The sequence below is a fragment of the Frankia sp. CcWB2 genome (genome assembly GCF_977927585.1).
Genome location: NZ_CDWRCM010000036.1, coordinates 3,641 through 19,052, shown reverse-complemented (window position 1 = coordinate 19,052; position 15,412 = coordinate 3,641). Strand labels below are relative to the sequence as shown.

The 15,412-nt window shown below is 70.6% G+C and carries 14 protein-coding genes; 8 read left to right on the top strand and 6 right to left on the bottom strand.

What is annotated here, in order from left to right; all coding sequences use genetic code 11:
* Window positions 1-307: 307 nt before the first annotated feature.
* Entirely contained in the window at window positions 308-694 is a 387-nt protein-coding gene (locus ACY45C_RS06090) for a hypothetical protein (protein WP_462186670.1), read from the bottom strand.
* Between the two features lie 39 nt (window positions 695-733).
* Between ACY45C_RS06090 and ACY45C_RS06085 the strand changes: the two genes are divergently transcribed.
* Together ACY45C_RS06085 and ACY45C_RS06080 are read left to right on the top strand one after the other, a co-directional pair.
* A complete protein-coding gene (locus ACY45C_RS06085) occupies window positions 734-1,546 on the top strand; it encodes a purine-nucleoside phosphorylase (protein ID WP_462186669.1) in 813 nt (270 codons plus the stop codon).
* A gap of 18 nt (window positions 1,547-1,564) precedes the next feature.
* Window positions 1,565-3,502, top strand: a complete 1,938-nt coding sequence (locus tag ACY45C_RS06080; protein ID WP_462186668.1) for a phospho-sugar mutase — start codon at window positions 1,565-1,567, stop codon at window positions 3,500-3,502.
* On the opposite strand, the gene upp is transcribed toward ACY45C_RS06080, so the two are convergent.
* On the bottom strand, window positions 3,448-4,086 hold the full coding sequence (upp, locus tag ACY45C_RS06075; protein WP_462186667.1) for a uracil phosphoribosyltransferase: 639 nt from the start codon (window positions 4,084-4,086) through the stop codon (window positions 3,448-3,450). The genes ACY45C_RS06080 and upp overlap by 55 nt on opposite strands.
* 40 nt (window positions 4,087-4,126) lie before the next feature.
* Between upp and deoC the strand changes: the two genes are divergently transcribed.
* A complete protein-coding gene (gene deoC, locus ACY45C_RS06070) occupies window positions 4,127-4,906 on the top strand; it encodes a deoxyribose-phosphate aldolase (RefSeq protein WP_462186678.1) in 780 nt (259 codons plus the stop codon).
* A gap of 51 nt (window positions 4,907-4,957) precedes the next feature.
* Here deoC and ACY45C_RS06065 read toward each other — a convergent pair whose 3' ends face one another.
* The 4 genes from ACY45C_RS06065 to ACY45C_RS06050 form a co-directional block, all read right to left on the bottom strand.
* Window positions 4,958-5,563, bottom strand: coding sequence for a DNA-3-methyladenine glycosylase I (locus tag ACY45C_RS06065; RefSeq protein ID WP_462186666.1), 606 nt, complete (start codon window positions 5,561-5,563; stop codon window positions 4,958-4,960).
* Complete coding sequence (locus ACY45C_RS06060; RefSeq protein ID WP_462186677.1) at window positions 5,563-6,663, bottom strand: adenosine deaminase; 1,101 nt, start codon at window positions 6,661-6,663, stop codon at window positions 5,563-5,565. The genes ACY45C_RS06065 and ACY45C_RS06060 overlap by 1 nt, the downstream gene beginning before the upstream one ends.
* A gap of 105 nt (window positions 6,664-6,768) precedes the next feature.
* The gene (locus ACY45C_RS06055; protein WP_462186665.1) at window positions 6,769-8,073 is read right to left on the bottom strand and encodes a thymidine phosphorylase; all 1,305 of its coding nucleotides are present in this window, start codon (window positions 8,071-8,073) and stop codon (window positions 6,769-6,771) included.
* A complete protein-coding gene (locus tag ACY45C_RS06050; protein ID WP_462186664.1) occupies window positions 8,070-8,504 on the bottom strand; it encodes a cytidine deaminase in 435 nt (144 codons plus the stop codon). The genes ACY45C_RS06055 and ACY45C_RS06050 overlap by 4 nt, the downstream gene beginning before the upstream one ends.
* A 118-nt stretch (window positions 8,505-8,622) precedes the next feature.
* Between ACY45C_RS06050 and ACY45C_RS06045 the strand changes: the two genes are divergently transcribed.
* The 5 genes from ACY45C_RS06045 to sdhA form a co-directional block, all read left to right on the top strand.
* Window positions 8,623-10,497, top strand: coding sequence for a serine/threonine-protein kinase (locus tag ACY45C_RS06045; protein ID WP_462186663.1), 1,875 nt, complete (start codon window positions 8,623-8,625; stop codon window positions 10,495-10,497).
* A 93-nt stretch (window positions 10,498-10,590) separates the two neighbouring features.
* Window positions 10,591-12,615 carry a serine/threonine-protein kinase gene (locus ACY45C_RS06040; RefSeq protein WP_462186662.1) on the top strand — a complete coding sequence of 675 codons (2,025 nt, stop codon included), beginning with the start codon at window positions 10,591-10,593 and terminating at the stop codon, window positions 12,613-12,615.
* A 250-nt stretch (window positions 12,616-12,865) separates the two neighbouring features.
* A complete protein-coding gene (gene sdhC / locus ACY45C_RS06035; protein WP_462186661.1) occupies window positions 12,866-13,261 on the top strand; it encodes a succinate dehydrogenase, cytochrome b556 subunit in 396 nt (131 codons plus the stop codon).
* Window positions 13,261-13,725 carry a succinate dehydrogenase hydrophobic membrane anchor subunit gene (locus ACY45C_RS06030; protein WP_462186660.1) on the top strand — a complete coding sequence of 155 codons (465 nt, stop codon included), beginning with the start codon at window positions 13,261-13,263 and terminating at the stop codon, window positions 13,723-13,725. The genes sdhC and ACY45C_RS06030 overlap by 1 nt, the downstream gene beginning before the upstream one ends.
* Window positions 13,726-13,773: 48 nt before the next feature.
* A partial coding sequence (sdhA, locus tag ACY45C_RS06025) for a succinate dehydrogenase flavoprotein subunit (protein WP_462186659.1) occupies window positions 13,774-15,412 on the top strand: 1,639 nt, incomplete at its 3' end.

Here is a 15,412-nt window from a genome sequence, read left to right as displayed (position 1 = left end):
CCGATTGCAGATCACCGCACAGATGTGTGCGCATGGCCGTGCGCTGCCGCCCGCCCGAGGTGGCGGCCCCCGCCACCGGGATCGGTAGCTCGCCGGTGGTCGACTGGGTCGTAGTCATCGATCCGTTGTTCCCATCGCAGTCTGGTCCGGCCCGCCGGGTACTTTTCTCGCCAGATGTGTGGCGATGTCACTGCGCCCGCGCGGGATCCAGTCCTGACCCTATCGGCCGGTAACCGCGAGACCGCCGCTCCCGGCGACCGCATGGGCCGGACAGGCCGGACAGGCCGCACGGCGAGATCGTTCGCCGTTAGCGCAGCGCGCGGATGAAACGGCCCGCCTCCCCGCGTAGCCGGGCCGAGATGCGCAGGACCTGACGGCCGCGGGGAGTGGTGAGCTCGACGGTGATCACATCTCCGTGCTTGACGCCTCGGGACGCCGTCACCTCACGACGGTCGAAGACGACGTCGAACCAGTCGCCCTCCCGCGGGAAGGGGGCGAGGACCAGCAGCCGCCGATCGGTCAGCATGATCCAGCGCGAGGCCCCGAACCGGTGTCCGACGAAGGATTCGACCTTCGCCGTGAACCGTCCGGGCCCGCTCGGGTCGGTGAGCCGACCGCGCAGCACGACCTCGATGAACTCGCCGGACTCCAAGGGCACTGCCGGGAGACGACGATGGGACGGTATCAGGGGCACGGGCGTCAGTGTCCTCCACGCACCCCGTACAGTCGCCGGGTGAGGGCACAGGCGGACGAACCGAACGCGGCGGCCTCGGCCGCCACCCTGGCCGAGCTGACCGGAGCCGACCGGCACGACATCGCGATTGTGCTGGGATCGGGCTGGCCCCCGGCCGCCGATGTACTGTCCCGGCAGGCGACCGACGTCACCGAGGTCACGTTTACCCAACTCGGCGGCTTCCCATCCAACACCGACGTTCCCGGGCACAAGCCGACCACACGCTCCGTCCAGCTCGGCGACCGCCGCCTGTTGATCTATCTGGGCCGCGTACATCCCTACGAGGGCCATGACCTGTCCCGGGTGGTCCACGCGGTCCGCCTGGCCTGTGCGGCCGGCGCGTCGACCGTCATACTGACGAACGCCGCCGGCGGTCTGCGCGCGGACATGTACGTCGGCCAGCCCGTCCTGGTCGCCGACCACCTGAACCTGACCGGCCGCTCACCCCTGGTCGGTCCGGCGTTCACCGACCTGACCGACGCCTATTCCCCCCGGCTACGGGCGCTTGCCCGCGAGGTCGATCCCATCCTGGCCGAAGGAGTGTATGCGGGACTGCCCGGTCCACACTTCGAGACACCCGCAGAGATCCGCATGCTGCGGCTCCTGGGAGCCGACCTGGTCGGCATGTCGACCGTGCACGAGACGATCGCGGCGCGGGCCGCCGGAGCGGAGGTGCTGGCCCTGTCCCTGGTCACCAACCTCGCAGCGGGGATGAGCGGCGAGCCGCTAGATCATCTCGAGGTGCTGGCCACGGGAGCTGCCGCCGCGGAACGCATGGGTATCCTGCTCGCCGACATCGTCACCCGGCTGTAGGACCACGGCGGAATCGCGATGCCGTCCTCGTCCCGACCAGGCCCGACGTCCCTGCCCAGCCCGACGTCCCTGCCCAGCCCACTCGCCGAGCAGGTCGAGGCCTGGCTGGCCGATGATCCGGATCCCGCCGACCAGGCCGAACTGGCCCGGCTGCGCGACGGCGCGGGTCACGATGCCACGCTGCTCGCGGAGCTGGCCACACGTTTCCACGGACCGCTGCGGTTCGGCACAGCCGGGTTGCGCGGGCCACTGCGCGCCGGTCCAGCCGGCATGAACACCGCCGTGGTGCGCCGCGCCGCCGCCGGACTCGCCACCTGGCTCACGAGCAGGGCGACACCACCAGCACAGGCGGCACCGAGTTCCTCGACGGCGACCGTCGTCGTCGGCTACGACGCCCGGCATCGCAGCGAGGCGTTCGCCCTCGACAGCGCCCGGGTGTTCGCCGGTGCCGGACTGCTGGCGCTGGTACTCCCCGGGCCGGTGCCCACTCCGGTGCTGGCCTTCGCCGTGCGCAGGCTGGGCGCGGACGCCGGCGTGATGGTCACGGCCAGCCACAATCCAGCCACCGACAACGGCTATAAGGTCTACCTGGGTGATGCTTCCTCGGGCGCCGCGCGGGGGGCGCAGCTCGTGGCTCCGGCGGACAGTGAGATCGAAGGAATGATCGCGGCTGCCGGCCCCGCCCGGGCGATCCCACTCGCCGAGACCTGGCGGAGGCTCGATGCGGATGTCGTCGACGACTACATACACGCGGCGGCCACCGCCGGCCGGGCAGCCACAGCCACCGACCTACGCACAGACGTGACCACGGACGTGACCACGGACGCGACGGCCCTGACCGTTGCGTACACCCCGTTGCACGGTGTCGGCGCAGCCGTTCTCAGCGCCGTGTTCACCGCCGCGGGTCTCGCCGCACCCGATGTCGTCCACGAGCAGGCCGAACCCGATCCGGAGTTTCCGACAGTCCAGTGGCCGAACCCCGAGGAGGCGGGGGCGATGGACCGGGTTCTGGCGCTCGGCGAGCGCATCGACGCCGATCTGGTACTCGCCAACGATCCCGACGCCGACCGGTGCGCCGTCGCCGTCGGAGGGCGGGTACTCAGCGGTGACGAGGTCGGTCTGCTTCTCGCCGATCATGTCCTGCGCTCCCGCCCCGGTCCGGTAACGACCACCATCGTCAGCTCCTCCGGTCTGCGTGCGCTGGCCGCCGAGGTCGGGGTTCCTTACGCCGAGACGCTGACCGGCTTCAAGTGGATCATGCGTGCGGACGCGCGGCTGGTCTTCGGCTACGAGGAGGCACTCGGATACGCCGTCGCCCCGGATCTGGTCCGCGACAAGGACGGCATCACCGCCGCCCTCGCCATCGCTCTGATCGCCGCGCGGGCGAAGCGACGAGGTCGGACCCTGCCAGGCCTGCTCGACGAGTTGTCCGCACGACTCGGTGTCCATCTCGCGGGGCAACACTCGGCGCGCTTCGACGACGTCACCCAGATCGACGAGATGATGCACCGCCTGCGGGTCCAGCCGCCGACCAGCCTCGCCGGGCGTCCCGTCACCGGAGTCCGTGACCTGCTGGCCGGCGGGCGGGACGGGAACGCACCGGCGGGAGGGATCCCCCCTCGACCCGCACGCCCCGTGGACCGTGCCGGCCCCATGGACCGTGCCGACGCGGCGCATCCGGTCCTGCCACCCGCCGACGTGCTCATGCTGTTCCTCGACGAGGATCGGGTGATCTTCCGCCCGAGCGGGACCGAACCCAAACTAAAGGTGTACCTCGAGACCGTGGAGCCGGTGCCGGGGCATGCCGTCGACGCGGTGCCCGCGGCTCGGGACCAGGCCGCGGCACGCCTGCTCCACCTGCACACGGCCGCGGGCAATCTGCTCGACGGACGCGACGGAGATCACATCTCGCCGAAGATCCGATCACCCGCGTCGCCGAGCCCGGGCACAATATAGGCCGTCTCGTTCAATCTCTCGTCGACCACGGCGGTCACAACGGTCAGGTCGGCCGTGCCGACCGCAGGGCCACCGGATTCCAGCGCCGCAAGGCCCTCCGGTGCTGCCACCACGGAGACCACGGTGACGCCCCGCGCCCCGCGGTCGGCGAGCAGCCGCAGGCAGTGCAGGGCCGAACCGCCGGTGGCGAGCATCGGGTCGAGCAGCAGCACCGGGCGGCCGGCCAGATCGGTGGGCATCGCCTCCAGGTAGGCCGTGGGTTCGAAGGTCGTCTCGTCGCGGGAGAGCCCGATGAACGCGGTGTGGGCGTCGGGAAGCAGGTTGAGCGCCGCCGGCAGCATGCCGAGCCCGGCCCGCAGCACCGGGACGACGACCGGTTCCGCGGCCAACCGCACCCCGGAGGTCGTGGCCAGCGGAGTCGTGACGGTGACCGGCATCGTCGGCAGCGTACGGGTCGCCTCGTACACGAGCATCATCGCCAGGTCGTACAGGACGGGCCGGAACCGGGACCGGGGCGTGCGCTCGTCCCGCAGGACGGTCAGCGACGAGGCCGCGAGGGGATGGTCGACGATGTGCAGCTGCACGGAAGGACTCCTCGTACGCGAAGCCGGGCGATCGGCAATGATGCAACGTATGACAACGGCTCCGGCCGGATCGGACCGTCCCGGCGAGGAACCCGAGAAGTGCCCCTCCCGACCGGCCGCCGGCGCTCGCCCCACGCTGCGGCGCGCCGAGGTAGCCCGGATAGTCGACCACACACTGCTACAGCCGTCCGCCACCGGCGAGGAGATACTCGCGCTGTGCGGGGAAGCTGCCAAGCTGGGTGTCGGTGCCGTCTGTGTGGCGCCGACCCATGTCTACCTGGCCGCCGCGAGTACCCGACGGGACGGCGGTGAGGTCGGGCCGGCCTTCGGCGTCGCCTCCGTCATCGGCTTTCCGCACGGCACGCACCTGACCGTCATCAAGGCCGAGGAGGCGCGGCGGGCGGTCGCGGACGGCGCCACGGAGATCGACATGGTCATCGACATCGCCAACGCGATGGACGAGAACTGGCGAGCGATCGAGACCGAAATCACCGAGGTCCGGCTGTCGGTGCCGCCGGACGTCGTGCTCAAGGTCATCCTGGAGACGGCCCTGCTGCCGGACGAGAGCATCGTCGCCGCCTGCCGGGCAGCGGAGGCCGGCGGCGCCGAGTTCGTCAAGACCTCCACCGGTTTCCACCCGGCAGGCGGGGCCAGCGTGCGCGCAGTGCGGGCGATGGCGGCGGCCGTGGGTGGCCGGCTCGGTATCAAAGCCTCGGGCGGCATCCGCACCGCCGAGAAGGCGATCGAGATGATCGAGGCTGGCGCGACCCGGCTCGGACTGTCCGCCTCCGCGGATGTGCTCGCCGGCTTTCCCAGGTGACCGGCTTCCCCGGATGATCCGCCGCCGACGGCCACAGCCGAGATCTGACGGCTAGCCCACGCGCCCCGCCACCCAGCAGCCAGACAGATGATCATCAACGAGCCCGCAGGCCTGCATCAGGGCATAGGCGGTGGTCGGACCGACGAAGACGAACCCGGCCGCGCGCAGCCCCTTGGCGAGCGCCACCGACTCGGGGGTCTTCGCCGGCACGTCGGCGAGGGTGGCCGGCGCCACCCGCCCCATCGGCTCCGGCTGGAACGACCAGATCAGATCCTCGAGGGGACGGTCCAGCGTAAGGACGGCGCGGGCATTGGCGATCGTCGCCTCGATCTTGCGGCGGTTTCGGACGATGCCGGCGTCGGCGAGCAGCCGGTCGACATCCGCGGAACCGAACGCGGCCACGGCGGCCGGGTCGAATCCGGCGAACGCCGCCCGGAACGCCGGCCGCTTGCGCAGGATCGTCAACCACGACAGGCCGGACTGGAACGCCTCCAGAGTCAGCCGCTCGAACAGACCGACCGTGTCCCTGACCGGACGCCCCCACTCGTCATCGTGGTAGGCGACGTACTCCGGCGCGGACAGACCCCACGGGCATCGCGGGCAACCATCGGCTCCCACCACGGCATCCGAGGCGGGCCTCACCGGCCCACCGCTCATCAGGCTGACTCCGCGGAGACAAGCTCCGCATAGCCCGGCTTGATGACGTTGTTGATGAAATCGAGCCGCCGGTCGAAGGGCAGGAAGGCGGACTTCATCGCGTTGAGGGTGAGCCAGCGGATGTCGGACCAGCCGTAGCCGTTGACGTCCACGAGGGTCGCGAACTCACTCGACAGCGACACGCCGCTCATCAGCCTGTTGTCCGTGTTGACCGTGACCCGGAACTGCAGCCGGCGAAGCAGCCCGATGGGGTGCCGTTCGATGCTCGGCGCGGCTCCGGTGTGCACGTTCGACGAGGGACACATCTCCAGCGGCACCCGGACGTCGCGCACGTAGTTCGCGAGATCACCGAGGATCGCCTTACCGTCCGGATCGACCGTGATGTCATCGACGATGCGCACTCCGTGCCCCAGCCGATCGGCGTTGCACCACTGCACGGCCTCCCAGATCGACGGCAGGCCGAACGCCTCGCCTGCATGGATCGTGAAGTGGCCGTTCGCCCGCTGGATGTACTGGAAGGCGTCCAGGTGACGGGTGGGCGGATTGCCCGCCTCGGCGCCCGCGATGTCGAACCCGACCACGCCGGCATCGCGCCACCGGACCACGAGCTCCGCGATCTCCAGTGAGCGGGCCTGATGGCGCATCGCGGTGAGCAGGGCGCGAGGGTGCAGCGGTGTGCCGGCCGAACCGGCCCGGAACCCGTCAAGCACGGCCTCGACCACCGCGTCCAGGGACAGCCCGCGCTCGACGTGCAGCTCGGGGGCGAACCGCACCTCGGCGTAGACGACGCCGTCGGCCGCAAGATCCTCCGCGCACTCCCGCGCCACCCGCATGATGGCCTCCTGGGTCTGCATCACCCCCACCGTGTGCCGGAACGTCTCCAGGTAGCGGACGAGCGAGCCGCTATGCGCGCCGCCACGAAACCACGTGCTCAGGGTGTGGACGTCCGTGGTCGGCAGATCGCGGTAACCGGTCTCGTCGGCGAGCTCGACCACCGTGGCCGGCCGGAGCCCGCCGTCAAGATGGTCATGAAGCAGTACCTTCGGCACCCGGCGGATGTCCTCAACCGTGATCGTCGGGGGCCGTGCGTCGTTCGTCATCATGTCCTCCGTCATCGTCTCGACGGTAGACCACGGGTACGACAGAACAGCGACGGCACGATGACGACCCGGACTGCCGGGACCGGTTCAGCTGAGGTGATCGGTTCAGCTGAGGTGATCGAGGACGAGCGGTGTGCTCGGGGGCGGCGTCGCGGCGACCTCCACCGCTCCCGTCAGGGCCTCCCGGGCCCGCTCGACGCTGGCCGGGTCGTCGGTGTGCAGTTCCAGCAGCGGCTCGCCGGCCGTGACCGGGTCACCGATTCCCACCCGCCACCGCACGCCCGCCGTCGCGGAGACCGCGTCCTCCTTGCGGGCCCGGCCCGCGCCAAGCCGCCAAGCCGCCACGCCGACCGCTCGGGCGTCCAGGCGGTGGAGATAGCCGGTCGCCGGCGCGGGGACGGTCTCGACATGGCTCGCCGCCGGAAGCGGCGCGTCCGGATCGCCGCCCTGGGCCGCGACCATCGCCCGCCACACCGCAAAAGCGTCCCCGGCAGCCAGCACCTGCGCGGGATCATGGAGAGCGCCGGACCGGTGGCCGAGCTCGGCGGCGACGAGGTCGATCATCGCTCTGGCCAGCGCGACGGTGACCTCCACCAGATCCGCCGGCCCACCACCACGGAGGGTCTCCACGGCCTCGGCCACCTCCAGCGCGTGCCCGGCGGTCCGGCCGAGGGGGTGGTCCATCCCGGTCAGCAGGGCCTCGGTGCGGACCCCGGCGGCAACGCCGATCCGGACCATCGCCCGGGCGAGCTCACGGGCCTCGCCCACCAACGTCATGAAGGCCCCAGAGCCGACCTTGACGTCCAGGACCAGCGCCGACGTGCCCTCGGCGATCTTCTTACTCATGATCGACGATGCGATGAGCGGGATCGACTCGACGGTTCCGGTGACGTCCCGCAGCGCGTAGAGCCGGCGGTCGGCCGGAGCGAGGCCGGCACCCGCGGCACAGATCACCGCACCCACCTCGGCGAGGAGCTCACGCATCCGGGCGGCCGACAGATCCGCCCGCCAGCCGGGGATCGCCTCCATCTTGTCCAGCGTTCCACCGGTGTGACCGAGCCCCCGCCCGGCGAGCTGTGGGACCGCGGCCCCACAGGCGGCGACCAGCGGCACCAGCACGAGCGAGACCTTGTCGCCGACCCCTCCGGTGGAGTGTTTGTCGACGGTGGGACGTCCCACGCCGGTCAGGTCCAGGCGCTCCCCACTGTCGATCATTGCAGCGGTCCAGCGGTCCAGCTCGGCGGGAGCCATCCCGCGCCACACCACCGCCATCAGGTACGCCGACATCTGCTCGTCGGCGACCAGACCCCGGGTGTAGGCGTCAATGAGCCAGTCGACGGCCCGGAGATCGACGGGTCGACCGTCCCGCTTGGCCCGGATCAGATCGACGACGTCGAAGCTCCCGCTCACGCGACACCCGGTAGATCGTGCGGTCCGAACGCTGCGGGGAGCAGGTCCGCGATGGTGCGCACGCCGTCGCCCGTGGCGACGAGCAGATCCGGCCCGCCGTGCTCGTAGAGCAGCTGGCGGCACCGTCCGCAGGGCGCCAACGGCGCACCGTCGGAGTCGACGCAGGCGAACGCCAGCAGCCGACCACCGCCTCTGGCGTGCAGCGCCGAGACGAGACCGCATTCGGCGCACAGCCCGAGGCCGTAGGACGCGTTCTCGACATTGCAGCCGACGACGATCCACGGGTCGTCACCGGTGGTACGCCCGGCGGCGTCCGGCAGATCCACGACCAGTGCAGCAGCACCCACCCGCAGACCCGAGTAGGGCGCGTAGGCGCTCTGTGCGACACGGACAGCGGCGTTCCGCAACCGCTCCCAGTCTTTATCGTTCACACTGCACCCCAGGTCCGTGGTCCGTTCGGTCGCTGTCGCCAGCATGCCCGACACCCGGTCCGGCCACGATGTGATCCCATGGATGCGAGCCCCACCGGCGATCGGAAGGGACGACGGGATGGCAGGCGAGTCCCCGGACAATCCGGGTTCGGCCAGAGCGGTGGCCCTCGTCGGGGGACGGTACCGGCTCGACGGGGTCATCGGACGCGGCGGATTCGGCGTCGTGCACCGGGCCACCGACGAGCTGCTCCAGCGCGTGGTTGCAATCAAGGAAGTACGGCTGCCGCTCGGGGAGAACGCGGACGAACGCGACCTGACCCGCGAGCGGGTCCTACGCGAGGCGCGCGCCGCCGGTCGGCTGCATCATCCCGGTGCCGTCGCCGTCCTCGACGTCATCGACGACGGCGAGCTGCCCTGGATCATCATGGAATACGTTGACGGCCAGTCCCTCGCCACGATCATCAACGATCGCGGACCGCTGCCGGTCGAGGAGACGTGCCGGATCGGTATCAGCCTCGCCTACGCCCTGGAGGCCGCGCACCGGCTCGGCGTGGTGCACCGCGACGTCAAGCCGAGCAACGTGCTGGTGACCGCGGACGGCCGGGCCCGGCTGACCGACTTCGGCATCGCGGTCAGCCAGGGGGATCCCCGGCTCACCAGCACTGGGATGGTGATGGGCTCCCCCGCCTACCTGCCGCCGGAACGCGCCCGTGGCGATGCCGGCAGCGCCGCGGGTGACCGGTGGGGACTGGGCGCCACGCTGTTCACCACCGTCGAAGGCTACCCGCCCTTCTCCGGCGGTGACCCGATTTCGGTGCTCACCGCCCTGGTTCAGGGACGACGCCAGCCCTTCCGGCTGGCCGGACCACTTATACCGGTGATCGACGACCTGATGGCCCCGCACGAGGCGAGCCGACCACCGCTCACCGTCGTACGCAGGCGACTGCGCGAGATAGTCGAACGAGATGCGGTCCGCCAGCACGCCGCAGCTCAGCAGAACACCGGAGCCCGCCAGGACACCGAGACGCGTCAGGAGGCCACGCCGTCGCGGACACCTCGGTCCCGTCCCACCGGGCCGTTGGAGCGCATCCACTCGATCGACCGGATGCGTGCCCTGGGCGGAATCCCGGCCCGGGCCCGGCTCATCGGCCGAGGGCACGGCAACGGTTTCACCGGCGGCGACGTCGAACTGGCTAATCTCTTCGCCACCGCCTCACCGGCCTCCCCGCCGTCGACCGCCCGGCTGCGGCCGGCGCCCGACAGGCCGGCGGGAATCGAGCCGGCGGGAGGTCCGCCACGCGACCCCGACGCCGGGGATCGGCGTCGCGTGACCATCGCCGTGGCGACGCTCGTGGCACTGGTCGCCGCCGCGATCATCGGCATCGTGATCGTGGTGACAGGTGGCCCGGACGACAAGAGCCGCGGCACCTCGACCAACCAGACCGGCGGCATCTCGTCGCCGACCGGAGCCGGCGGGTCGGCCCCGGCGGGCCCGGCGGCGGCCGGGGAGCCCGTCGCTCGGGAAACCACCCCGGTCACGGGCCCGCCTGGCTGGGTGTCCTACGTCGATCCCACCGCCGGCTGGTCCGTGGCGTACCCCTCGGACTGGCAGCGCCGCGAGGGGCCCGGCGGACCCGGAAACGTCGACTTCGTGGACCCGGCTGCCCGGTCCTTCCTACGTGTCGGTAGCGTCAGGCAAGCAAACACCTCTGCCATCGGCGACTGGCGACGCAACGAGGCCGGCTTCCGGCAGAGCGTGCGGGATTATCGGCAGATACGGCTGGCTCCCAGCGATGGTGGGGATGGCACCAACCAGGCCGACTGGGAGTTCGGGTACCGCGGGTCGGACGGGGTCATGGTGCATGTGCTCAACCGGGGTGCGATTCGCAACGGCCACGGGTATGCCCTGTACTGGCATACCAGGGAGGATCTGTGGCTGCAAGATCAACCGTTGATGCGCCAGCTGTTCGCCACCTTCCGGCCCGGTCCGTGATGTCGGCCATCGACGGATTTGCGGTGCCCGTAGTGTTCGGAAAGATGCGGGCCGTCCGGCGCGCGCATCAGTCCATCCGTCAGACTTGACACGATGGCTAAATCGGCAAGTGTGCCCCCGGACACCTCCCGGCACGGCACACCTCGCTACGTAGCGCAGCGATACCGGCTCGACACGCCCATCGGGCGTGGTGGAGCCGGTGTCGTCTGGCGCGGTGAGGACGAACTACTCCAGCGCCCGGTCGCCATCAAAGAGATCCTCGTGCCGATGGCCGGCGCGCAGAACGAGCGCGACGCGATCCGGGCCCGGGTTCTTCGCGAGGCCCGTGCCCTGGCCAGGCTGCACAGTCCCGCCATCGTCTCGGTGTACGACGTGGTCGAGGAACATCAGCGGCACTGGATCATCATGGAACTCGTCGACGCGGACAGCCTCGGCGATGTGATCCGCAACCAGGGCCCGCTGCCCTTCGACCAGGTCGCCGCGATCGGGCTGGCGCTGACCGACGCGCTCGCCGCGGCCCATTCGGCGGGCGTGCTCCACCGCGACGTCAAGCCCGGGAACGTCCTGCTCGGGCGGGACGGCCGGGTGCGGCTCACCGACTTCGGCATCGCCGCGACCGAGGGCGACGTGACCCTGACCGGCGCTGGGGCCCTGGTCGGCTCCCCGGCCTACATCGCTCCCGAGCGGGTCCGGGGCTCCTCCGGCACTCCCGCGAGCGACCTGTGGGGGCTCGGCGCGACGCTGTACTCGGCTGTCGAGGGCCAGCCGCCGTTCGAGGGCCCGGAGACCTACGCCGTACTGACCGCCGTGGTCGAGGGCCGCCGGCGGGCCTTCCGGCTAGCCGGCCCGTTGCGCAACCTGCTCAGTGACCTGATGGACCGGCCGGCCGAGGAGCGGCCCGACGTGACGGAGATCCGCCGGCGGCTGATCCCGATCGCGCGCAATGCGAATCCGGTACCGGCTTCGGTCATGCACGCCCGTCCTCGGACTGGCGAGGAGACGGACGCGAGTTCCGTCGACGTCGGCCTGGAGAACCTCGACGACCCGGCCGAGCCGGCAGCAGGCGCCGGACCGGCCGCAGATTCCCGGCCGGGGTCGGGCGGCGGTGTCGCCGGGACCGCGGGAGTCCAGGCGGGCGAGGCGGCTCCGGCGGCCGTGGGAGACCAGGGGGCTGTCCCGCGCCCGACGAACCGCTCGGCGTCCGCCGCCGCGCCGCCCGTCCCCGCTGACCGCGACGTCACTGTGGATCCCCTACTCAACCCCCTTGACGGGACCGCCGTGGCGGCTGCGGGCGCTGCCGAGTCGCGCACCGGTCGTGGGGAACCCGGCCGCACCGGCCCATCGAACCACGTGATCCCGCCGGACCGGACCACGCCGCAGAACCGCGCAGCACCGCCTGGCCGGACGCGGCCCGAGCCCGACCACGACGCGCCGACCAGCATCGGGCTCAACAGCGTGGCGGGGTCTCCGGTGGACGACGACGTGACCCGCATCGGCGCGGCCACCCCCGTGTCGGCGACCTCCGACCTGGATCTGTTCGACGACGACAATCACGCCGCCGGACTGTTGCCCCTCGGCGAGGCCCGGCGCCGCGCCGAGCCTCCCCGCCGCGACGGGCACGGTCACGGACCGGGCGACCCCCAGCGGCGTCGACAGCGGACGATCGCGGTCGTGGCCGGAGCGGCCATGCTCGTGATGGGCGCGGCCATCGCCCTGACTGTCGGACTGACCTCCGGCGGCTCGACCCCCGAGCCGAACGATGTCACCGCGCAGCAGACCACGCCACCGCCCATCGCGACCATCGCTTCCTCCCCCCCGGCCGTGACCTCACGATCCACCACGTCTGAGGTCGTCGCCCCGGACTCCCCGCGCTACACCTACCGCCCCCGGCCGTCGTCGTCTGCGACCCCAACGACGACGCCGACAACGGAGACGCCCACCCCGACCCCCCAGCCGAGCACCCGGGTTCAGACCTCCCCGCCACCGACCCAGACACCACCCGACCGGGTCACCCCCTCGCCGAGCCGGACGGCATCGGCCTCTCCGGGGGTCACGACGCCGCCCGTCGTTCCGACGACGGCACCGGCGCCGACCGAAACCACCACCCTCGTACCCTGACGACCCGGTCGAGGGACGGCTCGGGGAGCGGGCCGGCACCGAATGGCACCGGAACCCGGGGGTGGGGCGTCCCAGTGCGCCTGTGGCCGAGTTCACCCGGACGCGCCCGGCCCGAACATGCCCTCCACCAGGCCCGGCACTAGCATCTGGGTGAGATGCACCATCGTCTCGACGATGCGTCGGGGCGCCCTAGCGCCCCCAGACATGACCTTTCCGGCCCATCGGCTGGGCCGATCCGGAGGAGCTTTCATTGCCGAAGGCACCAGCGGGCACGCTGTACCGCGGTCGAGAGGGTATGTGGTCCTGGGTGGCCCACCGGATCACCGGTGTCCTGGTCTTCTTCTTCCTCTTCGCCCACGTGCTCGACACCGCTCTCGTCCGGGTCTCCCCCACGTCGTACAACGAGGTGATCGAGGTCTACAAGAACCCGGTCGTCAACCTGCTCGAGGTCGGCCTGGTCGCGGCGGTGCTGTACCACGCCCTCAACGGCATCCGGATCATGTTGATCGACTTCTGGGAGTCCGGCCCGAGGTACCAGAAGCAGATGCTGTACGTCGAGCTCGTCATCTTCGTCGTGCTGCTGGTTCCGGCCGCCTCCCGAATGCTGCTGCACACCTTCGAGACGCTGTTCGGGAGCACGACCTGATGACGGCAACCGCTCCCCCCGGTGGCCCGGCGGGCCCGCGCGCGCCGGAACTCGTCGCGCCCCGCGCCCCCGGGCTCTCCCGCCGGCGGGGGAAGCCGGGCAGCGCCAAGGCGCGCACCAACTTCGAGCTCTACGCCTGGGTGTTCATGCGGGTCAGCGGCCTGCTGTTGTTCTTTCTGGTGCTCGGTCACCTGTTCATCATGAACATCCTCGACGGCGGTGTGCAGCGGGTGAACTTCGGGTTCGTCGCCGGCCGCTGGGCGTCACCGTTCTGGCGCACCTGGGACCTGGTGATGCTGCTCCTGGCGGAGCTGCACGGCACCAACGGCCTGCGCACGATCATCAACGACTACGCCGGGCGGCCCCAGACCCGGTTCTGGCTGAAGACGCTGCTCTATACCTCGGCGTTCCTGGTCGTCGCCCTCGGCACCCTGGTCATCTTCACCTTCGATCCCGATATCTGAACGCGCCGGTGATCTCGTGACCCCAGCATCGGACGGATGGAGGTAGGCGTGCAGGTCCACAGGTACGACGCAGTCATCGTCGGTGCGGGCGGAGCCGGCATGCGTGCCGCCATCGAGGCGGGCACCCGCTGCCGGACCGCCGTGCTCACCAAGCTCTATCCCACCCGCTCGCACACCGGCGCGGCGCAGGGCGGCATGTGTGCCGCCCTGGCCAACGTCGAGGAGGACAACTGGGAGTGGCACACCTTCGACACGATCAAGGGCGGTGACTACCTGGTCGACCAGGACGCCGCGGAGATCATGGCGAAGGAGGCCATCGACGCTGTCCTCGACCTGGAGAAAATGGGGCTGCCGTTCAACCGGACACCCGAGGGTCGCATCGACCAGCGCCGGTTCGGCGGCCATACCCGCGACCACGGCAAGGCCCCGGTGCGCCGCTCCTGCTACGCGGCGGACCGCACCGGGCACATGATCCTGCAGACGCTGTACCAGCAGTGCGTCAAGCACGACATCGAGTTCTTCAACGAGTTCTACGTCCTCGACCTGCTGCTGCAGGAGGGCGCGGCGGCCGGGGTGGTCGCCTACGAGCTGAAGACCGGAGAGATCCACGTCTTCCAGGCCAAGTCGGTGGTGTTCGCCACCGGCGGTTTCGGCAAGGTCTTCAAGGTCACCTCCAACGCGCACACGCTGACCGGTGACGGAATGGGTCTGGCGTTCCGGCGGGGCATCCCGCTGGAGGACATGGAGTTCTTCCAGTTTCATCCGACCGGCATCTGGAAGATGGGGATTCTGCTCACCGAGGGTGCCCGCGGCGAGGGCGGAATCCTACGCAACAAGGACGGCGAACGCTTCATGGAGCGCTACGCCCCGACCATCAAGGACCTTGCGCCACGCGACATGGTGGCTCGCGCCATCTACACCGAGATCCGTGCCGGCCGCGGCTGCGGCCCGGACGCCGACCACGTCTACCTCGACCTCACCCACCTGCCGCCGGAGCAGCTCGACGCGAAGCTGCCCGACATCACCGAGTTCGCCCGGACCTATCTCGGCATCGAACCGTACAACGACCCGATCCCGATCCAGCCGACGGCGCACTACGCGATGGGCGGCATCCCGACCAACGTGGACGCGCAGGTGCTCGCGGACAACGACACGGTCATGCCCGGTCTGTACGCGGCCGGCGAGGTGGCGTGTGTGTCCGTGCATGGCGCGAACCGGTTGGGCACCAACTCGCTGCTCGACATCAACGTATTCGGCCGGCGGGCCGGCATCGCCGCCGCCGAGTACGCGAACGCGACCGCACGGCACGCCGACCTCCCGGAGAACCCGGCGTCGTTCGTCGAGGACCTGCTCGGACGCCTGCGCGCGGGCGCCGGAACCGAGAACGCGGCTGCGATCCGGCGCGAGCTGCAGGAGTCGATGGACGTCAACGCCTCGGTGTACCGGACGGAGGCGACGCTCAAGCAGGCGCTGAGCGACATCTCCGGCCTCAAGACGCGTTACCAGCGGGTGGGCGTGTCCGACCGGGGGCGTCGCTACAACACCGAACTACTCGAAGCGGTGGAGCTCGGCTTCCTGCTGGACCTCGCCGAGGTCCTGGTCGTCGGCTGTCTCTTATACACATCTGACGCTGCAGACGAATTAGACGGTGTAGATCACGGTGGTCGGCGTATCATTAAAAAAAAAA